This is a genomic window from Achromobacter xylosoxidans, assembly GCF_002192695.1.
Classification (GTDB): domain Bacteria; phylum Pseudomonadota; class Gammaproteobacteria; order Burkholderiales; family Burkholderiaceae_B; genus Achromobacter; species Achromobacter xylosoxidans_C.
The window spans coordinates 17,173-36,405 of the sequence record NZ_MTLG01000071.1; the positions used below are offsets into that span (position 1 = coordinate 17,173).

Annotated in this window: 19 protein-coding genes; 9 read left to right on the forward strand and 10 right to left on the reverse strand. The window is 62.5% G+C overall.

Going from position 1 to position 19,233, the window contains the following annotated elements:
- Positions 1-17: 17 nt before the first annotated feature.
- The 3 genes from fliS to BRO63_RS12740 all read right to left on the reverse strand — a co-directional run bounded on the left by fliS (position 18) and on the right by BRO63_RS12740 (position 2,371).
- Positions 18-446 (reverse strand): flagellar export chaperone FliS, encoded by a 429-nt coding sequence (fliS, locus tag BRO63_RS12730; protein WP_088140149.1) that lies wholly within the window; start codon positions 444-446, stop codon positions 18-20.
- A gap of 18 nt (positions 447-464) precedes the next feature.
- The gene (gene fliD, locus BRO63_RS12735; protein WP_088140150.1) at positions 465-1,850 is read right to left on the reverse strand and encodes a flagellar filament capping protein FliD; all 1,386 of its coding nucleotides are present in this window, start codon (positions 1,848-1,850) and stop codon (positions 465-467) included.
- Positions 1,851-1,993: 143 nt separating this feature from the next.
- Positions 1,994-2,371 (reverse strand): flagellar protein FlaG, encoded by a 378-nt coding sequence (locus BRO63_RS12740; RefSeq protein ID WP_088140151.1) that lies wholly within the window; start codon positions 2,369-2,371, stop codon positions 1,994-1,996.
- Between the two features lie 142 nt (positions 2,372-2,513).
- Between BRO63_RS12740 and BRO63_RS12745 the strand changes: the two genes are divergently transcribed.
- Positions 2,514-3,251 carry an IclR family transcriptional regulator gene (locus BRO63_RS12745; protein ID WP_088140152.1) on the forward strand — a complete coding sequence of 246 codons (738 nt, stop codon included), beginning with the start codon at positions 2,514-2,516 and terminating at the stop codon, positions 3,249-3,251.
- 34 nt (positions 3,252-3,285) lie between these two features.
- Here BRO63_RS12745 and BRO63_RS12750 read toward each other — a convergent pair whose 3' ends face one another.
- The 4 genes from BRO63_RS12750 to BRO63_RS12765 all read right to left on the reverse strand — a co-directional run bounded on the left by BRO63_RS12750 (position 3,286) and on the right by BRO63_RS12765 (position 7,134).
- Positions 3,286-4,452, reverse strand: a complete 1,167-nt coding sequence (locus BRO63_RS12750; RefSeq protein ID WP_088140153.1) for an acyl-CoA dehydrogenase family protein — start codon at positions 4,450-4,452, stop codon at positions 3,286-3,288.
- Positions 4,452-5,681, reverse strand: coding sequence for a CaiB/BaiF CoA transferase family protein (locus BRO63_RS12755; RefSeq protein WP_088140154.1), 1,230 nt, complete (start codon positions 5,679-5,681; stop codon positions 4,452-4,454). The genes BRO63_RS12750 and BRO63_RS12755 overlap by 1 nt, the downstream gene beginning before the upstream one ends.
- Positions 5,678-6,649, reverse strand: a complete 972-nt coding sequence (locus BRO63_RS12760; RefSeq protein WP_088140155.1) for a Bug family tripartite tricarboxylate transporter substrate binding protein — start codon at positions 6,647-6,649, stop codon at positions 5,678-5,680. The genes BRO63_RS12755 and BRO63_RS12760 overlap by 4 nt, the downstream gene beginning before the upstream one ends.
- Before the next feature lie 68 nt (positions 6,650-6,717).
- Positions 6,718-7,134, reverse strand: coding sequence for a cupin domain-containing protein (locus tag BRO63_RS12765; protein ID WP_088140156.1), 417 nt, complete (start codon positions 7,132-7,134; stop codon positions 6,718-6,720).
- A 164-nt stretch (positions 7,135-7,298) separates the two neighbouring features.
- Between BRO63_RS12765 and folC the strand changes: the two genes are divergently transcribed.
- The 4 genes from folC (at position 7,299) to purF (ending at position 11,530) form a co-directional block, all read left to right on the forward strand.
- On the forward strand, positions 7,299-8,609 hold the full coding sequence (folC, locus tag BRO63_RS12770; RefSeq protein WP_088140157.1) for a bifunctional tetrahydrofolate synthase/dihydrofolate synthase: 1,311 nt from the start codon (positions 7,299-7,301) through the stop codon (positions 8,607-8,609).
- Between the two features lie 63 nt (positions 8,610-8,672).
- Entirely contained in the window at positions 8,673-9,491 is an 819-nt protein-coding gene (locus tag BRO63_RS12775) for an SPOR domain-containing protein (protein WP_088140158.1), read from the forward strand.
- Entirely contained in the window at positions 9,491-9,979 is a 489-nt protein-coding gene (locus tag BRO63_RS12780; RefSeq protein WP_054456710.1) for a CvpA family protein, read from the forward strand. Before BRO63_RS12775 ends, BRO63_RS12780 begins: the two co-directional genes overlap by 1 nt.
- A gap of 30 nt (positions 9,980-10,009) precedes the next feature.
- Positions 10,010-11,530: an amidophosphoribosyltransferase gene (gene purF / locus BRO63_RS12785; RefSeq protein ID WP_088140159.1), complete on the forward strand. Its 1,521-nt coding sequence runs from the start codon at positions 10,010-10,012 to the stop codon at positions 11,528-11,530.
- A 72-nt stretch (positions 11,531-11,602) separates the two neighbouring features.
- Here the strand turns inward: purF and BRO63_RS33945 are convergent, their stop codons facing one another.
- Positions 11,603-11,986, reverse strand: coding sequence for a hypothetical protein (locus BRO63_RS33945; RefSeq protein ID WP_143219470.1), 384 nt, complete (start codon positions 11,984-11,986; stop codon positions 11,603-11,605).
- Positions 11,987-12,314: 328 nt separating this feature from the next.
- Here BRO63_RS33945 and BRO63_RS12795 point away from each other — a divergent pair, with 328 nt between their 5' ends.
- From BRO63_RS12795 to BRO63_RS12810, 4 genes are read left to right on the forward strand one after another with little or no spacing between them, the layout of a single operon-like run.
- Complete coding sequence (locus BRO63_RS12795; RefSeq protein WP_256943296.1) at positions 12,315-13,043, forward strand: ABC transporter ATP-binding protein; 729 nt, start codon at positions 12,315-12,317, stop codon at positions 13,041-13,043.
- Complete coding sequence (locus tag BRO63_RS12800) at positions 13,036-14,244, forward strand: ABC transporter permease (RefSeq protein ID WP_256943294.1); 1,209 nt, start codon at positions 13,036-13,038, stop codon at positions 14,242-14,244. The genes BRO63_RS12795 and BRO63_RS12800 overlap by 8 nt, the downstream gene beginning before the upstream one ends.
- Positions 14,237-15,721 carry a TolC family protein gene (locus BRO63_RS12805; RefSeq protein WP_088140163.1) on the forward strand — a complete coding sequence of 495 codons (1,485 nt, stop codon included), beginning with the start codon at positions 14,237-14,239 and terminating at the stop codon, positions 15,719-15,721. The genes BRO63_RS12800 and BRO63_RS12805 overlap by 8 nt, the downstream gene beginning before the upstream one ends.
- Positions 15,714-16,988 (forward strand): efflux RND transporter periplasmic adaptor subunit, encoded by a 1,275-nt coding sequence (locus tag BRO63_RS12810; protein ID WP_179215088.1) that lies wholly within the window; start codon positions 15,714-15,716, stop codon positions 16,986-16,988. The genes BRO63_RS12805 and BRO63_RS12810 overlap by 8 nt, the downstream gene beginning before the upstream one ends.
- A 295-nt stretch (positions 16,989-17,283) precedes the next feature.
- Here the strand turns inward: BRO63_RS12810 and BRO63_RS12815 are convergent, their stop codons facing one another.
- Both BRO63_RS12815 and BRO63_RS12820 read right to left on the reverse strand, forming a co-directional pair.
- A complete protein-coding gene (locus BRO63_RS12815) occupies positions 17,284-18,792 on the reverse strand; it encodes a tripartite tricarboxylate transporter permease (RefSeq protein WP_088140165.1) in 1,509 nt (502 codons plus the stop codon).
- A 12-nt stretch (positions 18,793-18,804) separates the two neighbouring features.
- On the reverse strand, positions 18,805-19,227 hold the full coding sequence (locus BRO63_RS12820; protein WP_088140242.1) for a tripartite tricarboxylate transporter TctB family protein: 423 nt from the start codon (positions 19,225-19,227) through the stop codon (positions 18,805-18,807).
- Between the last annotated feature and the right edge of the window lie 6 nt (positions 19,228-19,233).

Sequence of the window (19,233 nt, forward strand, 5' to 3'; positions counted from 1 at the left end):
GGGCATATGCAATGCCGTCAAGGCTGCACGCCCCCGACAGGGCGATCAATGGATGTTTGCCAGGCCTCGGCCAGATCGGCCAACAGGCGATCCGCCGTTTCGAGCGCTTCCGAGTCTGCTTTCAGATTCGCCATGAGCAGCGTGCGGACGATGTAGTCGTACAGACGGGCGAGGTTTGCGGCAATTTCGCCGCCCGCCTCCATGTTCAGCCCGGTCTTCAAGCCTTCATCGACGATCTTGATGGCCTTCGAAATGGCGGCTCCCCGTTCAGTGGTTCTGCCTTCTTGAAGGTGCAGGCGCGCCTGCCCGATTGCCGCCCGGGCACCCATGTAGAGCAGGGAGATCAGCCTTTCCGGGCTGGCCCCGAGGATTTGCGTTTCCAGGCCGATCTCGGCGTAGGAACGCACGGAATAGGATCCGGTGGGGCGGCGGGCGGCGTAAGTCATCGATACATCTTCTATAAGTTACTTGGACTTGCTCAAGGCCGCGAACTGTTGGGTCAGATAATTGGCGGTGGCGGTCTGTTGAGACACGAATTTTTCCAATTGAACGAATTGGGCGCGCATGGTCGCCATGGAGGCGTCGCTGCTGGACCTGGCGCGTGCGAGCTGATCCTTGACGTCCTTGATCGATTCGGTCAAGCCGTCTTGACGGATCTTGATTGAACCCTTGTCACCCAGCATGCCTTTTGCTGCCGCGGTGAACTGTGCGGTGAGTCCGTTGGCCGAGGTCATAATGCGTTTGACGTCGGCGGGGTTTTCGGTCAACGCCTTGTCGAGCTGCTTTTGATCGATCTTCAACGTGCCGGTCTTCGGGTCTAGCGCGACCCCCAGGTCCGCCAGCGTGCGCAGCGACCCTTCCGAGGTCGCGATTCGCAGTGCGTTGGACATGGTGGATTGGATGCCGCGAGTCGTGCTGTCGCCGGTCAGCGCCTGATTGGTTTCGGCCTTGACGTCGAATGCCGTGTGCTTGGCAATGGTGTTTTGCAGTGAGTTGTACGCATTCACGAAGTCCTGCACGGCCGTGCTTGCGACGCTTGTGTCGCTTTCCAGCTTCAAGGTGATCGGCTTGCCTGCCTCGGTCGTTGCCGTCAGGTTCAAGGTCAGGCCATCGATAGCGCTGGAAATGCTGTTGCTGCCGCTCTTGACCACAATGCCGTTGACTTCTATTTCGGCGTCCACAGGAGCGGTCTGTTGCGCCATTTTCGGGCTGGTATCAGCAGGGTCCTTGTTGTAGTTCAGGATGTCCTTGAGTTTTTGGTCGCCGGTTACGGTAATCGACTTCACTGACGCCTGTTCGCCCGTGTCCTTGGCGCTCAGCATCAGATAGCTGCCGCCGCTGCCATCATTGATGATGGTGGCGCGCACGCCGACCTTGTCGTCAGCATTGATTGCATTGGCGATGCCGTTGAGCGACGTGTCGTTCTTCAGGTCGATGGTGCGCTTTTCGCCATTGGTCAGTTCAATCGTGAACGAGCCGGTTGCGCCGTTGGACGCTTTCCGGTCCGCGACCACGCCGGATTGCAGCGTGTGTGCGGTGGCCAGCCTGTTTACCTTGATGGAGTATTCGCCCTTCGTGGCGCCATCGGCGCCCACGGTCGCGGTCAAGCCGCTGCCGGATACGTTGGCCTTCACGGCGTTCAAGACGGAATTCTTGCCTAGTGCTTCGGCGGTTTTTTGCACGGCTTCCACCGCGCTCTGGATTTGGCCAAAGGCGCTTACGCGAGCTTCATAGCTCGCTTGACGGTCCGTGTACAGACTAAGCTTCTTTTCCTCGACAGCTTGGAGCTTTTTGAGGATGTCTTCCAAAGGAAGTCCGGTGGTCGAGCCGAGGTTGGTGATAGAAGCCATGTGAAATTCCTTCCTAGCGATGCGATTTTGTCAAAAATATGGTGCCGGCGATTGGCCGGGTAAGGGCATAAGGCGGGCCTAATTCGACGCTTCCGGATCCAGGCTCACTCCGGACGGGCATTCGAGCCGATTTCGGGGGCGGATCAGGCAGAGGTCTTGATGCCGTTTCCTTGCATGTTGACGATCATTTTGGCGATTTTCAGCAATGTTTCGCTGGGGATCGTGCGGATGACATCGCCCGACTCCGCATCTACCACAGAGACCACGACTTGATGCACGTTGGGGTCGACTTCGAACTTCAACTGCGTGGACCAGGCTTTCATCTGATCGTTGATTTCGTCCAGAGCCTTGTCCAGGGGTAGCTTCTGCGAGTCGGACTGATCCGACGTCGCGTTGTCCGAAGCCCCGCTGTTCGTTGCGGCGGCCGTGGGCACGACGCTCACGGCGGGGTCCGGCACGAGCGGCGCGGGGGCGACCGGCGCTGGCGCAAACGATGCAGGGGCTATGGGGGTTACGGCCATGATCACTCCAACGGCGATGTGGGCGTCTCGGAGGAACGCGCTGTTTTCAGGGAATTCTCAGCTACGATTACGGCAGGCCCGCAGGGAACTTTAGCCACCGGCGAGCCAGATGTTTCACGTGCTAAACAGTTCGGACCGGGTAATGAGTGTCAAGACGGCGCTGCGAGTCATCGAAATCATCGAAACCTATGCCCGCGAAAAGCGCGCGCTGCCGCTATCGGAGCTGGCCCGGCTGCTGGATGTGCCGGTGTCGAGCTGCCTGGCGCTAATCCGCACGCTGACCGGCTTGGGCTATCTGTATGAAACCGGGCGGCGCCAGGGCTATTACCCGACCGGCAGGCTGCTGGCCATGGCGCAGCGCATCGCCCGCGCCGACCCGGTGCTGGACCGGGTCTATCCCAGTCTCACGGAATTAAGGGACGCTACGCGCGAAACGATTGTTTTCGCCAAGCTGAGCCAGGATGGCCGGGTGGTGTACCTGGACGTGCTGGATTCGCCCCATACGATCAGATACGCGCCGGTTGCCGGTGAGTTCAAAGACGTTCACGCTAATTCGCTGGGGAAGGCGTTGCTGTCCCTGCTGGACGAGCCGGCCCGCGACACCATGCTTGCGAGCATGACCATGACCCGCCACAACGAGCGCACGCTGGTCACGCGCGAGGCGCTGCTGGCGGACCTGGACCTGTCGCGCCAGCGCGGCTGGTTCATGAACAGCGGCGAGTCCATCGCGGACGTGGGCGCGATCGCCTGGCCGGTCACGCTGTCCGGCGAGCACTACGCGATTTCGGTGGGCGGGCCGATCTATCGGATCGAGCCGCAACAGGAGGCCTATGCGCGCATCCTGCGCTCGGCCTGCACCGCGCTGGAGCAGCAGGCCTGACGGGCAGGCCTGCGCGACCATCAAACGGCGCCGCTCAGTACGACTTGGGCAGCCCCAGCACTTTTTCCGCGATGAAGCACATGATCAGCTGCGGGCTGACCGGCGCAATGCGGGGAATGAAGCTCTCCCGCAGCAGGCGCTCCACGTGGTATTCCTTGGCGTAGCCCATGCCGCCCAGGGTCATGACCGCAGTCTGGCAGGCGTTGTAGCCGGCTTCCGCCGCCAGGTATTTGGCGGAGTTGGCGTAGGGGCCGCAGGGCTTGCCCGCGTCATACAGGCTGGCGGCCTTGAACACCATCAGGTCGGCGGCTTCCAATTGCATCCAGGCCTGGGCCAGCGGGTGCTGGATGCCCTGGTTCTGGCCGATGGGGCGGCCGAACACGGTGCGTTCGCCGGCGTACTTCACCGCCCGGTCCAGCGCGGCCCGGCCGATGCCCACCGCTTCGGCCGCGATCAGGATGCGCTCGGGGTTCAGGCCGTGCAGAATGTATTCGAAGCCCCGGCCTTCCTCGCCGATGCGGTCGGCCACCGGGATGCGCAGGCCGTCGATGAACAGCATGTTCGAGTCCACCGCCTTGCGGCCCATTTTCTCGATTTCGCGGACTTCTATCTTGCCGCGGTCCAGGTCCGTATAGAAGAGCGACAGGCCCTGGGTGGGCTTTTCCACGTCTGACAGCGGGGTGGTGCGCGCCAGCAGCAGCATCTTGTGGGCGACCTGGGCCGTCGAGATCCATATCTTGCGGCCGTGCACCACGTATTCGTCGCCCTGGCGCACGGCGCGGGTGCTGAGCTTGGTGGTGTCCAGCCCGGCGTCGGGTTCAGTGACGGCGAAGCAGGCTTTCTCGCGGCCGGCGATCAGGGGCTCCAGCCAGCGGCGGCGTTGTTCATCGCTGCCGAAGACCACCACCGGATTCAGTCCGAAGATGTTCATATGGACGGCCGAGGCGCCGGTGAAGCCCGCGCCGGAAGCCGCAATGGTCTGCATCATCAGCGCCGCCTCGGTCATGCCCAGGCCCGCGCCGCCATATTCCTGCGGCATGGCGATGCCCAGCCAGCCGTCGCGCGCCAGGTCGGCGTGCAGGGGCTCGGGGAAGCCGCCTTCGCGGTCGCGTTCCAGCCAGTATTCGTCGGGATAGCGCTCGCAGATGCGGGCCACGGCGTCCCGCAGCGCCAACTGGTCGGGGGTGAATTCGAAGTCCATCAGTCGTTTCCATCCAAGGTGATGCCGCGGGCCGCCATGGCGTCGATGCGGGCATGGTCATAGCCGGCCTCGGCCAGCACTTCGCGGCTGTGCTGGCCCAGCCTGGGGGCGGGGCGGCGCAGTGAGGTGGGGGTGCTTTCGTACTTGCCCAGCGGAGCGGTGGTGCGGATCGGACCTTCGCTGGGGTGATCCATGGTCCGGATGAAGCCGGTCGCCGCCAGGTGCTCGTCCTGCAGCAGGTCGTCCACGGAGTAGAGCGGCGAAGCGGGGATGTCCGCCCGCGCCAGGCCTTCCAGCCAGTCCTGGCTGCATCGGGTGGCGATGATGTCGGCGACAAAGGCATAGACCTCGCCAATGTGGGCGGCGCGCGCGCCGTGGGAGCTGAAGCGCGGGTCCCGCGACAATTCGGGCCGGCCGATCAGGTCGAAGAAGTTGCGCCAGTGCTTGTCGTTATAGATCAGCAGGCTGATGTAGCCGTCGGCCGTGGCGTAGGGGCGGCGATGCGGCGCCAGCAGGCGCGCATAGCCGGTGGGCCCCAGCGGCGGCTCGAAGGTGGCGCCGCCGAGATGATCGCCCAGCACCAGGTGGGCCATGCCTTCGAACATGGGGATTTCCACCTGCTGGCCTTGTCCCGTCCCGCGAGCGTGCAACACCGCGGACACGAGCGCGACGCCCACGTGCAGGCCGACCGCGCGGTCGGCCAGGGTCAGCGGCGCGTAGCGCGGCACGTCCCCGCTCTGCTGGGCGGAAAGCGCGGCGATGCCGGTCTGGCCCTGGATCAGGTCGTCGTAGGCGGGCCGTCCGGCGTAGGGGCCGGCCTCGCCATAGCCGTAGGCGCCCAGATAGACGATGCGCGGATTGCGCGCCGCCACCGCCTCGTAGGACAAGCCCAGCCTGGCCATCGCCTGCGGGCGGATGTTGTAGAGCAGGGCATCGCAGCTTTCGGCCAGCTTCAGGCAGGCCGCAAGCCCCTCGGGCGTCTTCAGGTCCAGCACCACCGATCGCTTGTTGCGGTTCAGGTGCAGGTAGATGTGGCCCATGCCGGGGTTGCGCATGGGGCCGACGGCCCGCATGTTGTCGCCGGCCGGCGGTTCGACCTTGATGACGTCCGCGCCCAGGTCAGCCAGGACCTGGGTGGCGTAGGGCCCCATCACCACTGTGCTCAGGTCCAGGATGCGCACGCCCGCCAGCGGGCCGCCGGGAGTGTCGGATTGCGGCCGCTCGCTCATTGCTGCTCGATCCCTGCGTCGCGGATCAGCTTGCCCCACAGGTCCAGCTGCGCGCCGACGAACTGGGAGAAAGCTTGCGGCGTGCTGGAGAAGGCGTCGAACCCTAGACCCGCCAACCGTTTTTTCACGTCGGGCTTGGCGACCACCTGATTGATCGCGGCATTCAGCTTGGCCACGATCTCCGGCGGCATGCCGGCGGGGCCGAAGTAGCCGTTCCAGGAGTTGAGGTCGAAATCCTGCACGCCGGATTCGGCCATGGACGGCAGGTCCGGGACGATCGCGCTGCGTTCGGCGGTAGATACGGCCAGCGCGCGCAACTGGCCCGATTGCACGAAGGGCAGGCCCGAGGCCAGGTCGGTGAACATGAAATCGACCTGGCCGCCGACCACGTCGGTCAAGCCTTGCGGCGTGCCTTTATAGGGCACGTGCAGGATGTCGATCTTGGCGCGGTTGGCCAGCGTGGCGCCGGCGACGATGCCGGTGCTGTTGCCGCTGGCATAGGTGATGCGGCCGGGCCGCTGGCGCGCGTCGGCGACCAGTTCGCCCACGGTTTTCCACGGCCGCTTGGGGTTCACCACCAGGATGAAGGGCAGGTTGCCGCCGCGGGCGATGGGGGTGAAGTCCTTGACCGGATCGTAGGGCACGTTCTTCATCAGCCAGGGGGCGGCGGAATGCGAGGTGTTGGTGGTGACGAACAGCGTGTAGCCGTCCGGCTTGGCGCGCGCCACGTAATTGGCTGCGATGGTGGCGTTGGCCCCGGGCTTGTTTTCCACCACGACCTGCTGGCCCAGGATGTTGCCCAGCTCGGCGCCGAAGATGCGGCCCACGGCGTCGGTGCCGGATCCGGCGGGAAAGGGGACGATCAGGGTGATGGGTTTGGTGGGGTAGTCGGCGCCGTGGACGGCGGGGCTGGCGACCAGCGCTGCGCCGCTGATGAGGGCGGCGCCCAACAGGTTTAGAGGGCTCATGGTTTTGTCTCCTGTGTGCTTGGGGTCCAGGCGCGGTTTCTGCGTCCGCTGCCCGGGGCTGCGCCGCGTCAGGCGGCTGGGGGTGGCGCCGGAAAGCCGCGTATCACGCGGTCTGGGGATTCTTCATAAGGGGGCGTGTAGATCACCAGCAGGCGGGCGGGCTCATCGCTGGTGACGGTGAAGACGTGCGGAATGTCCGGAGGGAAGTAGCAGCAGTCGCCCGGCCCCATGTCGGCCCATTCGTCCTGTACCTGCGCGCGCGCCGTGCCGGACAGCAGGTAGCAGACCTGTTCGATGCCGGGGTGGGCGTGCGGTAGCGCGCCCTTGCCCTTGTCGATCACGCCCAGCAGCACCTCCACGCCCCGCGAGCCGACGGTGTCCGGGCCGATCAGGCGCCGGTTCAGGGTGCCGGTGTGGTTGGCGGGGTGGTAGCCGGGCACGTCGGCCTCGCGCACCAGCCAAGCGGGGGTCTTGCTTTGCGTCATGTTTGATCCAATTAAATTTCCATACGTGAAATTATTTTTATGTATGAGAAAAATAGTGGCAAGCAATTTTTCGGTGGGGATACCTTGCCGCCCCCTGGGGGATTAGGGAAAACACCGTGCGTGGACTGCTAAAATCGAAGGCTGATCTCACTTACGGCCCTGTCATGTCTTCTGCCCGCACGCCCGACGTTTCCGCCACCCTGTCCGATTGGCTGCAGTACCTGGAATCGATCCACGCCACCGCGATCGACATGGGCCTGGACCGGGTGCGCGAGGTGGCCGGGCGCCTGGGGCTGGAGCTTTCCGGCGTGAAGTTCGTCGTCGGCGGCACCAACGGCAAGGGTTCCACCTGTGCCATGCTGGAGGCGATCCTGCTTGCGGCCGGCTACAAGGTCGGGCTGTACACGTCCCCGCACCTGATCAACTTCAACGAACGCGCCCGCATCAACGGGCAGATCGCCACGGACGAGGCCTTGATCACCCAGTTCCAGGCGGTCGAGGCCGCGCGCGGCGACGTGTCGCTGACCTATTTCGAGTTCACCACGCTGGCGATCCTGCGGCTGTTCTCGCAGTCGAAGCTGGACGCCGTGGTGCTGGAAGTCGGCCTGGGCGGGCGGCTGGACGCCGTCAACATCATCGACGCCGACTGCTCCATCGTCACCAGCGTGGACCTGGACCACACCGACTGGCTGGGCGATACGCGCGAAAAGATCGGATTCGAAAAAGCCCACATCTATCGCAGCGGCCGCCCGGCCATCTGCAGCGATCCGATGCCGCCGCAATCGCTGCTGGACCACGTCAAGGAGATCGGCGCCGACCTGTGGTTGTTCGGCCATGATTTCAACTATTCCGGCGACCGCCAGCAATGGGCCTACGGTGGGCGCGAACAACGCCGCAATTCCCTGGCCTATCCGGCGCTGCGCGGCGCCAACCAGTTGCTGAACGCTTCGGCCGCGCTGGCGGCGCTGGAGTCGGTGCGCGACCGCTTGCCGGTGCCGCAGCAGGCCGTGCGCCTGGGGCTGTTGCAGGCGTCGCTGCCGGGCCGCTTCCAGATCCTGCCGGGCCAGCCCGCGGTCATCCTGGACGTGGCGCACAACCCGCACGCCGCGGCGGTGCTGGCGCAAAACCTGGACAACATGGGCTTCCATCCGTACACCCATGCGGTGTTCGGCATGCTCAACGACAAGGACCTGGCCGGCGTCGTCGCCAAGCTCGGCACCCGCGTTGACAACTGGTATTGCGCCGGCCTGCCGGGTCCGCGCGGCACGTCTGGAGTAGCGTTGGCCGAACAGGTCGCCGCGGCGCTGCCGCCGGCGCCCGCTGATGGCGAAAAACCGGGCATCGCGGCGTACGCGGATCCTGCCCTGGCCTTTGCGGCGGCGCGCGAACGGGCAGGGGAGAATGATAGAATCGTAGTGTTCGGCTCGTTTCTCACCGTAGCCTCGGTTTTGCAGGCTCTGGGTCGCAAGGCATAGGCAACAGCGGGTCAATCGCGTCCAGGCGGCCCGCCGCCATATCGCCGCAAGGAATTCTCCTCCATGGGTTTTTTCAAACGCAAAGATCCTGCCGACCAGGCGCAGTCCTCCAAGCGAGCGGCAGTGCCCAGCGAGGTGCAGGCTGCGGAGCTGCGCGGCCGCGCGCGGCGCAGGCTGGCAGGCGCCGTCGCGCTGGTGCTGGCAGCCGTCATCATCCTGCCCATGGTGCTCGATTCGCAGCCCACGCCCGTCGACGACAACATTCCCATCAGGGTGCCGGAACGCAATACGCCGTTCCAGCCGCAAGTCAGCGAACCCCAGGTCGCCGCGCCGCAGACGCCCGCGCCGGGCAGCGCCGCGCCGACGGATCCTGCGGCGGCCATTCCCACGCCGCCTCCGGTCACGTCCGCGCAGCCGCCAGCAACGACGACGCCTCCGGCCGCGCAACCTGCGACGCCGCCTGCGACGGCGGCCGTCACGCCGCCCAAGCCCGAGCCCAAGCCGGCCACGCCGCCCAAGCCCGAACCCAAGCCCGCCACGCCGGCCAAGCCCGATACCCGTTCGGATGATGGCGCGCGCGCCCTGGCCCTGCTGGAAGGGCGGCAGGCGCCCGCCGCTACGACGCCTGCGCCCAAGCCGGCCGCCAAGGGCAATTTCGTGTTGCAGATCGCCGCCTACACCACCTCCGAGGACGCCCAGTCGCGGCGCGGCAAGCTGCACCAGGCCGGCGTCACCAACGCATTCGTCGAACAAGCCACCATCAATGGCAAGCAGCAGTACCGTCTGCGGGTGGGGCCGTTCCCCTCGCGCGAGGCGGCGCAGGCGGCCCAGGCGCGGTTGCGCACCCTGGGCTATGACAATGGTTTCATCGCCGCCCAATAGTGACCGGCTTCGACTTCGTCGTGCTGGCCATCCTGGTGGTTTCGGGTGTGCTGGGCCTGGTGCGCGGCCTGCTCAAAGAGGTGCTGTCGCTGGTTGCCTATCTGCTGGCCTTCGTGGCCGCGATATGGTGGGGGCCCACGGTCTATGCCTGGCTGGAGCCCTATATTGAAACGACGCTGTTGCGCATGGGTGTTTCATACGCCGCAGTGTTCATCATCGTGCTGCTGGGTGTGGGCTTGGTCAACATGACGCTTGCCGCCCTGATCCGCAGCACCGGACTGAGTCCCGCCGACCACGGCCTGGGCGGGATGTTCGGGCTGGCCCGTGGCCTGCTGATCGTGCTGGCGCTGGTCGCCGCCGCAGGTTACACGCCGCTGCCGCAGGAGCCGTGGTGGAAGGACGCCATGTTTTCGCATTCGGCCATCGAGGCCATCAAACATATCAAGACGTGGCTGCCGCCGTCCCTGGCGACGTGGCTGCCGTATTGATTAGCTTTAAATCAACCAGGAAATCTCACCATGTGTGGAATCGTAGGGGTCATCGGGCGCGGGCCGGTCAACCAGCTGCTCTATGACAGCTTGCTGCTGTTGCAGCATCGCGGGCAGGACGCCGCGGGCATCGCGACATCGCAGGGCAACCAATTCAATATGTACAAGGCACACGGCCTGGTGCGCGACGTCTTCCGCACGCGCAACATGCGCGCGCTGCCGGGTACGTCGGGCGTCGGCCAGGTCCGCTATCCCACCGCGGGCTCCAGCGCCAGCGAGGAAGAGGCCCAGCCGTTCTACGTCAACGCGCCGTTCGGCATCATGTTGTCCCACAACGGCAACCTGACCAACTGGCGCGAGCTGCGCGAATCGCTCTACCGCGTCGACCGCCGCCACATCAACACCAACTCCGATTCCGAAGTCCTGCTGAACGTGCTGGCGCACGAGCTGCAATCGGCGGCCAGCGGCGTGTCGCTGGACGACGATGCGATCTTCCGCGCCGTGTCGGCCCTGCACAAGCGCGTGCGTGGCGCCTACGCCGTGGTGGCGCAGATTTCCGGTTACGGTTTGCTCGCCTTCCGCGATCCCAACGGCATCCGTCCGCTGTGCATCGGCCGCCAGGAAACCGAAGAGGGCGTGGAGTGGATGGTGGCCTCGGAATCCGTGGCGCTGGAGGGCAGCGGCTTTGCCTTCGTGCGCGATGTCGAACCCGGCGAAGCCGTGTTCGTCGATCTGGACGGCCGCTTCGTCAGCCGCCAGTGCGCCGACAACCCCCAGCTGGTGCCCTGCATTTTCGAATACGTGTACTTCGCGCGCCCGGATTCGCTGATCGACGGCGTGTCCGTGTACGACGCCCGCCTGCGCATGGGTGAGTACCTGGCCGACAAGGTGGCGCGCAACATGCGCCTGGGCGATATCGACGTCGTCATGCCGATTCCGGATTCCTCGCGTCCCGCCGCCATGCAGCTGGCCGCGCGCCTGAACCTGGACTACCGCGAAGGCCTGATCAAGAACCGCTACGTGGGCCGCACGTTCATCATGCCGGGCCAGGCCGTGCGCCGCAAATCCGTGCGCCAGAAGCTCAACGCCATCGGCATGGAATTCAAGGGCAAGAACGTGCTGCTGGTGGATGACTCCATCGTGCGCGGCACCACCAGCCGCGAGATCGTCGACATGGCCCGCGCCGCCGGCGCTAACAAGGTCTACTTCGCCTCGGCCGCTCCCCCGGTGCGTTTCCCGAACGTCTACGGCATCGACATGCCCACGCAGAGCGAACTCATCGCCACCGGCCGCAGCGACGAAGAAATCGCCCGCGCGATCGGCGCCGACTCGCTGATCTACCAGGACCTGCACGACATGCAGCAGTCGGTTCGGGACATCAATCCCAAGCTGTCGCGTTTCGAGGCGTCCTGCTTCGACGGCCAGTACGTCACGGGCGACATCACCCCCGAGTACCTGGCTCGCCTGGGTCAATCCCGCGGTGAACCCGGCGAGGAAGGGGGCGCGAGCGGCCTGCAGTTCAACATGGGCTACGCCGCCAGCGACGCCTGAGAGGCTTGCCACGATGAAAAAATGCCGCCCCACCGGGCGGCATTTTTTTTCATCGCATGGTCAATGGCGAAGTCACATCATCTTGGAGTATTTCAGCGTCCACCGCGCGACGCCCATGCTTGCATAGTTGTTGATGGTGAAACGATAACGGCCGGGTTCACCAGGGTAGCTTATCGACGAGCCTTTGGTCATGACGGTCCAGGTGCCGTTTATTTCCTTTTCGATCTGCAGCCAGAGTTTGTTGCCGCCGCCGTCAAGTGTGATCTCGCCGTGCATGCCGCCAGAGCATGTCTGAGTGAATGGGTCGATAACCACATCGGTGGATCCCGCTTTGGTCGCGCCCATGTATTGAGAGCGAAATACGTGGGTGCATGCGCCAGCGTGTGAGACGGTTGCAGCGCCAGCGAGTGCTGAGGCAAGCAATCCAGCGAGAACCAATTTCTTAGCGTTTTTCAAAACAGTCTCCGTATTGGGTTTGATATCTGAACTCCCGAGCTCGTTCTCGAATTTTCGGGAGAAGAGCTGGAAGTGGTTTTTGAATCCGGCATGTCGGACAGGATGTGTCAATCGAAATGGCGCAATGCATGCGCGGCCAGATATATCGCGATATACACGTATGCTGAAGCCAGGTTAATAAAATCATAAAATTAAGGATGGTCTGTCGCGGCGCAGAGTTTACGGATTATTGCGCGACAACCTCACCTCTTCTTTTGAATAGTTTTTATTTTTCATGGTTGCCTATATGGTTGCGCACTTCCTCCATATATAGCGATTTCGAGACGTGGTGCAGCAGTGGGGTCAGCGGTCAGCGCCGCTTCTAATCCGATTGGAATCCATATGCCAGTCGTATCGCGTAGGCGCAGAAAGCACTGTTGTCCTTAAATCTGTCTCTCTCGAGATTGGAACTGGGCAAACCTGTGCTTTTTTGGGGGCGTCCGGATCGGGGAAAAGCACTTTGCTGAACATTCTTGGGCTTCTAGATCAGCCGCGGTCGGGGTCATTCCTCTTCCGCGGGCGAGATATGACAAAGGCCGATGAAAATGAAAGATCTTACTTTCGCAATCGGGAAATCGGCTTTGTTTTTCAGTCGTTCAATTTGCTGCCACGACTAACTGCGTTGGATAACGTTGCGTTGCCTTTGACCTATCGCGGCGTCGGTCGTACCGAAGCAAGGCTGCGGGCGATGGAGCAGTTGGACGCGGTTGGTCTAGGCTGCAGAGCTGCTCATGTACCCGCGGATCTTTCGGGAGGGCAGCGCCAGCGTGTGGCGATCGCCCGAGCCCTGGTGGGTGAGCCTTCGGTCATTCTCGCGGATGAACCGACCGGCAATCTCGATAGCGATTCGGCGTCTGACGTCTTGTCGCTGCTCCTGAAGCTCAATGCGGAGCGCGGAGTTACATTGGCCGTAGTTACGCATGATGCATCATTGGCGGCACGTTTTGACCGTCGGTTTTGCGTGGCCAATGGAGAACTAATGGAGCTTGAATCTCGGGAGGCTCGAGATCGTGGATGAATCCGCTACCCCATTCCGTGGAATGTCATTCGCACAGCGCCTGCGTGAATCAAGTGACAACCTGAAAAGTTTGGGCAGGCGCGCACTGCTGGCGTTGCTTGGGATTGTCATGGGCTGCGCCGCGATTGTCGCGTTGCTGACGATCGGTCACTCTGCCGCCCAGGATGTGATGCTTATTTTCAAGGGCATGGGAACTGACGCGTTGGTCGTTACATTTCCAGAAAAGCGCGGCGATCGCCCATTGCCGCCCTACCTTGATTTGGTCGCGCTGCGCGCAGCGTTGCCGGAATTCGAGCTAGTCGCGATTCTTGCCACGTACGGCACACGTATGCGAGCCCGTGGTCGAACGGTTGATGCCCGTTTGGTTGGCGCGAGTAGTGAATTGGCTGACGCAATTGGATGGCGGCTGATTGCCGGGCGCAATCTTACCAAGTTTGACGGAAGTAGCCTGTTCGCGGTGTTGGGGGCGGCGGTCGCTCGATCATTGGAAAGTGAAGGCCGGCGCATTGCACCCGGTGAAACTATGCAGATAGGCAACTATCTCTATCGGATTATCGGTGTCGCCGATGTGCTGCCTGCCAATCCGTTCTTGCCGTTCTCGGCCGATGACGCCATATATATCCACTACGAGGGGTTGCGCCGCCAGATACCGGATCCGAAGCCGAGTGCTCTTATTTTGAAGGTGGTGTCCGGTACCGACCTGGACGCTGCCGGGCGCAAGCTGCAAGCCTATCTTGCATCGTCGCTAAGGGGGCGAGATGCGGATGTGCGGATCCCGCGCCAGTGGGTTGAGGGGATGAAGCGTCAGGCCGATACCTTTTCCTATTTGCTGGGAGCACTGGGCGGATTCTCGCTGCTCGTAGGCGGGGGAGGTGTCATGAACGTGATGCTGCTGAATGTTGCCGAACGGCGTAGAGAAATTGGGCTTCGCATGGCCGTCGGCGCTCGGCCTCGGGATATTTGCCTGCTATTTTTGTTGGAAGCGGCCAGCCTTGCTGCGGTGGGCGCTGCAATGGGCGTAATTGTTGGGGTGCTGGCTGCCTTCGTTTTCGTGAAACTCGCTGGTTGGGAATTTGTGTTGGCGCCGCTGGCTTTGCCATTGGGGGCTGGGAGTTCTCTGGCGGTGGGTTTGCTATCCGGTCTGTATCCGGCTCTGGCCGCGGCTCGATTGCAACCCGTACAGGCCTTGCGCGATGCTTGAAAAGGCGAGACGGGCGACGGGCTGGATACTGGCATTGGTCATGCATGGGCCCATTCTTGCGGACAATATCGCGCCGGCTTCACATGCAACGATGCGCAAGCCATCGGCAATAGTGCCGGGCGACCATATCGCGAATCTGACGCTCACGGAAGCGGTATTCCTGGGGTTACGTAGCAATCGTTCAATCCGGAGCGCATATCTTGAGCGCATCGCCCAGAAGTACGATTTGCGGGTTGCGGAAGATTATTTCACGCCTAAGCTGCTGTTGACGGGCCGTTATGTGGGCGTTCGCAATCAAGATGATCGCTATCGGCGGGGGGAGGTTACGCCGCAGACGACGAAGATCAGCGAAATTGGCACACGCTTCAGCCTCTCTTGGGCAAATGAACAGCATCAGGCCGATCGTGCGGGGCGCCAACGCACCGATGGCGTGACGTTTGCGGCGATACAACCTCTACTGCGGGGAGCGGGTAGGGAGGTGGTGACCGCGCCCCTGCGCCTTTCCCGGTTGGCAGAACGGAGCAATCGTTTGGGGCTGCAGGCCAGGGTTGCGCAAACAGTTACACAAATTGTGCTGGCGTATCGTGAGTTGCTGCGAGCCCAGGAACAAGTTCGTATTGCGCAGGACGCTTTGGGGCGTTCGCGCCGTCTGCTCGAAATCAACCAAGCGTTGATCTCCGCCGGCAGGATGGCTGAATTCGAGATTGTCCAGACCGAGGCGGATGCCGCTACGCAGGAGTTGAGTGTGGAAGATGCGAACAATATGCTGGCGGCACGCAGGCTGGAGTTGTTGCAATTGCTGGCCCTGGACCTGAGCAATCAAATATATGCGACGGAGGGGCTGGGAGCGGAGCGCATGCAGCTTAGTTTGGTGGAGGCGCAACGGGTCGCGTTGGAAAGGCAACCGGAGTATCTGATGCAGCTGATTGCGGCCGAGCAGGCTGATGTCAATCTGATCGTGGCGAGGAATCAGTCATTATGGGATGTTTCACTGGTAGGCGGCGCAACTCAGGGTCGAGATCGATATTCGAGGGGGGGCCATGTGCCGGGCTCGGATAGGCGGTGGGAGGGATATGCCGGGATACAGGTGGAAATTCCCATTGGAGACCTGGCCACGCGGCAGAATGAAGTGCGTGCACGGGTGGCCGCGCAGGATCAGGCCAATAAGTTGAAGAATGCCCAACAAGTGTTGGATCGAGAGGTCAGTGATGCAGTGCGCGATGTTGGGTCGCGCTGGCGTCAACTGGAAATAGCGACGCGCGCACACGAATTATCCCGACGCAAGCTCGATATCGAACGCGAGAAACTGCAGGTAGGACGTTCCAGCAATTTTCAGGTCCTCAGTTTTGAGGCGGATTTGCGTAATTCGGATAGCGCGCGGCTGGGTGCGCTGATTGGGTATCTCAATGCGCAGACGCTGCTGGACTTGCGGCTGGGTACGACCTTGGACAGCTGGGATATCGCACTCAATGACTAAACCCATGACTGTCAGGCGGGCATGGCGATGGGTGTTGCTTGCCGTGGCGGTATTGGCGCTTTGCGAATTGGGTTTGCGAACATGGAAAAGCTGGACGCGGCTGGAGATCGCTGCCTCCGGCGGGTGGTACAAGGTAGAGGCGCAGGGCATAGCGGTGCGCATTGGTCTGGTGGGACGAATCGAGCCTGCCGCGATATCGATTGTCAGCGCGCCTTTCGAGGGCAATATCAGGTCAATGCATGTTGTGGAAGGGCAACGTGTGGCGGCTGGGCAGATGCTTCTGGAAATGGATACTGCCGATATTGACATCCGATTGCGCCAGGCTAGCGCCGATCTACTCAAGGCCAAAAGTGCGGTGCAAGTTCTGGTGGACTGGACCCAGGGCGTCGAGGCGAGCCGGGCGCGTCGCGCCTTGGCTACTGCGCGTATGAGCTTTTCGGAAACGGCACGCAAACTGGCGGAGACTCGTACGTTGTTCGCTCGAGGCATTGTGGCGAGGGTGGAGGTCGACTCGCTTGAGCAACAGGCAAAAGTTCAACAATTGGAGATCGCCTCTGCGCAGGCCGATTTGAGTTCCACGCTGGCGCGCGGTGAAGGAGAGTTCCGGCAGATTGCCGATATGGAGCTGGCCAATGCACAAGCGCGGAAGGACACCTTGGCCGCTCTTCGGGCGCGGTCAATCATGACTACTCCATTTCCCGGTGTGGTTATGGGACCGCCCGCGTCGGCGCAGCAGGGGGCAACGGCTCCGCTGCCTGGGGCCCGGGTCGGCCAGGGGCAGGCGCTGTTACGCGTGGCCAGTGTTGAACGCTTGCATGCAGTTGCCAAGGTCGACGAAATCGACATCAATCAACTGAGTGAAGGAATGAACGTGCGGATCACGGGAGACGGTTTCGCGGGCTTGACGTTGGACGGCAGGATCGTGTCGTTGGGCGCGCGGCTAGCTGAGCCGGAGGGGCAGGGAAATCCGGTGAATTACGAGGTCGTGGTCGATATCGTCGCCCCGGAAGAACCTAACCGGCGAGCCGTAAGATTGGGAATGAGCGGTCAATTGGAAGTCGTCATTTATCGCAATGACCGAGCCTTTGTCATTCCGTCGGAGGCAATCAGATCGGTGGGGGAGAGGCACGTCGTAAGATTTCGCCGTGGCCCCAGCGACGCTGAAGAGTTGGTTGCTGTGACGATCGGTCGCCCTATGCCTCAGGGGGTAGAAGTTTTTGGACTAGACGAAGGCGAAGTTGCGCTTGCGGAAGAGCTGGTGTCGTAATGTTCGGCCTGCATCAACACTGGCCGCCGCCCGTCGCTTCCAGGTGCGTCAGGTACACCGCGGGGTCGGGGTTCCGTGTCGTGAGGGCCGGCAGGATAGCGCGCCAGTGGGCACTGCGCCCAGCCTGCCATGGTGGAGCAGCTTTGGGGCTTGAGTGAGCGGGGATTCCGGGTGTCCGATCTGGTATTTCAGGGTAGACATGATCGAGGCGGGAGCGGCGGCGGGGTGAGGTCAGGCTGCCCGGCGTTTTCCTGCGCCCCTGCCTTTTAGGCAAGGGGCGCGGAGCGGTCCTGGCTTAGGGGGCGGGCGTGGCGTCCGCCATCTTGGGTTGCCGCAGGTTGCGGACGAAGTTGACGAACTTCCAGACGATCACCAGTCCGATGACGCCCAGGAGGGTGGCGCTGATCGGCCGCGTCACGAAGACGTCGAACGACCCCCTGCTCAGCAGCATGGCCCGGCGGAAATTCTCCTCAAGCATGGGCCCCAGGATGAAGCCCAGCATGAGCGGCGCGGCGCCCATGCCCAGCCGCAGGAAGGCGTAGCCGATCAGCCCGAACACAGCCGTGATGTAGATGTCATCCAGGCTGTTGTTGATGCTGAAGGTGCCGACGATGCAGAAGAACAGGATCGAAGGGAACAGGACCGTATAGGGGATCTTGAACACGGAGAGCCAGTAGCGCACCAGCGGCACGTTCAGGATCAGCAGGAAGCAGTTGCCCACCCACATGCTGGCCACCAGGCCCCAGAACAGGTCAGGATGCGAACCGATCATGTTGGGGCCGGGCTGTACGCCCTTGATGATGAACGCGGCCAGCATCAGGGCCATCACGGCATTCTCGGGAATGCCGATGGCCATCAGCGGGATGAAGCTGGTGCGGGCAGCCGCTTCGTCCGCGGCAGCCTGGCCGGCCACGCCTTCGATCGCGCCGTTGCCCATTTCGTGCTTGTACTTGCTGAAGCGCTTGTCGGCCGCATAGGCCGCAAACTGCGCAATCGTGGGGCCGCCGCCGGGCAGAATGCCCAGGGCCGCGCCGATCGCGCTGCCGCGCAGGGCGCTCGGGATGATCCGCTTGAACTCGGCCCAGGTCGGCATGAGCTTGATCTTGCCGTTGAACGGGGTGAGTTCGTTGCGGTTATCCAGGTTCTTCACGATTTCCGCGATGCCGAAGCAGCCCAGCGCGATGCTGATCAGGCCGATCCCATCCTGCAAGAAGGCGAAATCCATGGTGTAGCGCGCAGTGCCGCTGTTGACGTCGGTGCCGATCGACGCGAGCAGCACGCCGACGATGGCCATCGCCAGGCCCGTCAGCATATTGCCGCTGCTGACGAAGCTGACGCAGAAGAAGCCCATCAGCATCAGTGCGGTGTAGTCCGCCGGGCCGAACAGGAAGGCGGCTTCGCCCAGGATCGGCGTCATGGTGGACAGCACCACGATGGCCACCGTGCCCCCGATAAAGCTGGAGACGCCTGCCGTGAACAAGGCGAGGCCGGTCTTGCCATTGAGGTTCATCTGATAGCCGTCTATACAGGCGACGATACTGCTTGCATGCGGAATCTTCATGGTGATGGCGCTGACGCTGTCACCATATTGCGCGCCGTAATAAATGCCGGCCAGCATGATCAGCGCGCCGCCGGTGGGAATGGAATAGGTCAGCGGCAGCAGCAGGCTGATCGTGGACAAGGGGCCCAATCCGGGCAGCAGTCCGACCAAGGTGCCGATAACGCAACCCATCGCGCAATAAAGCAGGTTTTGCCATGTCAAGGCATGCTCGAAGCCGAGCATCAGATTATTTATGATTTCCATCGCGCGCTCTCTTCAGAGTAAGGGCAGGTTAAGGCCGAGAAAACTCTTGAATGCAAAAGCCACGGCAATCAGCCCTCCTGAGATTTTCAGGTTTCTCAGGGTTGAATATGAAGTGGCGGCCAGCGAGGCGCAGAAAACCAGGAATATGATGCCGACGATCATATTGACTGCGCCGGATATGGCGGCGCAGCCGACCAGGCTCAGCATGATGATGGAAATGTTCTTGATGCTGTGGCTCATCGGAACCGGCGGCGTGAAGAACGAGGTGATTGCCGTGATCAGGCCGATGGCGAACAGCGCTGAGCTTGCCATGAGCGGAAAGAGGCCCGGTCCGCCCCTGGAAAATGTTCCTACCTGGTACTTGAGTGCTGTAACTCCGAAAAAAAGGGCGAATATCATCATGAATACGCCCCTGACAAAATTCTGGTTATTCATATGCCT

Bases quoted from the DNA above. Each gene is read 5' to 3' on its own strand.
- BRO63_RS12815 (WP_088140165.1), bottom strand. From the start codon at position 18,792: ATGGAAATCATAAATAATCTGATGCTCGGCTTCGAGCATGCCTTGACA.
- BRO63_RS12745 (WP_088140152.1), top strand. From the start codon at position 2,514: ATGAGTGTCAAGACGGCGCTGCGAGTCATCGAAATCATCGAAACCTAT.
- folC (WP_088140157.1), top strand. From the start codon at position 7,299: ATGTCTTCTGCCCGCACGCCCGACGTTTCCGCCACCCTGTCCGATTGG.
- BRO63_RS12755 (WP_088140154.1), bottom strand. From the start codon at position 5,681: ATGAGCGAGCGGCCGCAATCCGACACTCCCGGCGGCCCGCTGGCGGGC.
- BRO63_RS12740 (WP_088140151.1), bottom strand. From the start codon at position 2,371: ATGGCCGTAACCCCCATAGCCCCTGCATCGTTTGCGCCAGCGCCGGTC.
- BRO63_RS12750 (WP_088140153.1), bottom strand. From the start codon at position 4,452: ATGGACTTCGAATTCACCCCCGACCAGTTGGCGCTGCGGGACGCCGTG.
- BRO63_RS12760 (WP_088140155.1), bottom strand. From the start codon at position 6,649: ATGAGCCCTCTAAACCTGTTGGGCGCCGCCCTCATCAGCGGCGCAGCG.
- BRO63_RS12805 (WP_088140163.1), top strand. From the start codon at position 14,237: ATGCTTGAAAAGGCGAGACGGGCGACGGGCTGGATACTGGCATTGGTC.
- fliS (WP_088140149.1), bottom strand. From the start codon at position 446: ATGACTTACGCCGCCCGCCGCCCCACCGGATCCTATTCCGTGCGTTCC.
- BRO63_RS12765 (WP_088140156.1), bottom strand. From the start codon at position 7,134: ATGACGCAAAGCAAGACCCCCGCTTGGCTGGTGCGCGAGGCCGACGTG.
- BRO63_RS12775 (WP_088140158.1), top strand. From the start codon at position 8,673: ATGGGTTTTTTCAAACGCAAAGATCCTGCCGACCAGGCGCAGTCCTCC.
- purF (WP_088140159.1), top strand. From the start codon at position 10,010: ATGTGTGGAATCGTAGGGGTCATCGGGCGCGGGCCGGTCAACCAGCTG.
- BRO63_RS12820 (WP_088140242.1), bottom strand. From the start codon at position 19,227: ATGAATAACCAGAATTTTGTCAGGGGCGTATTCATGATGATATTCGCC.
- fliD (WP_088140150.1), bottom strand. From the start codon at position 1,850: ATGGCTTCTATCACCAACCTCGGCTCGACCACCGGACTTCCTTTGGAA.
- BRO63_RS12810 (WP_179215088.1), top strand. From the start codon at position 15,714: ATGACTAAACCCATGACTGTCAGGCGGGCATGGCGATGGGTGTTGCTT.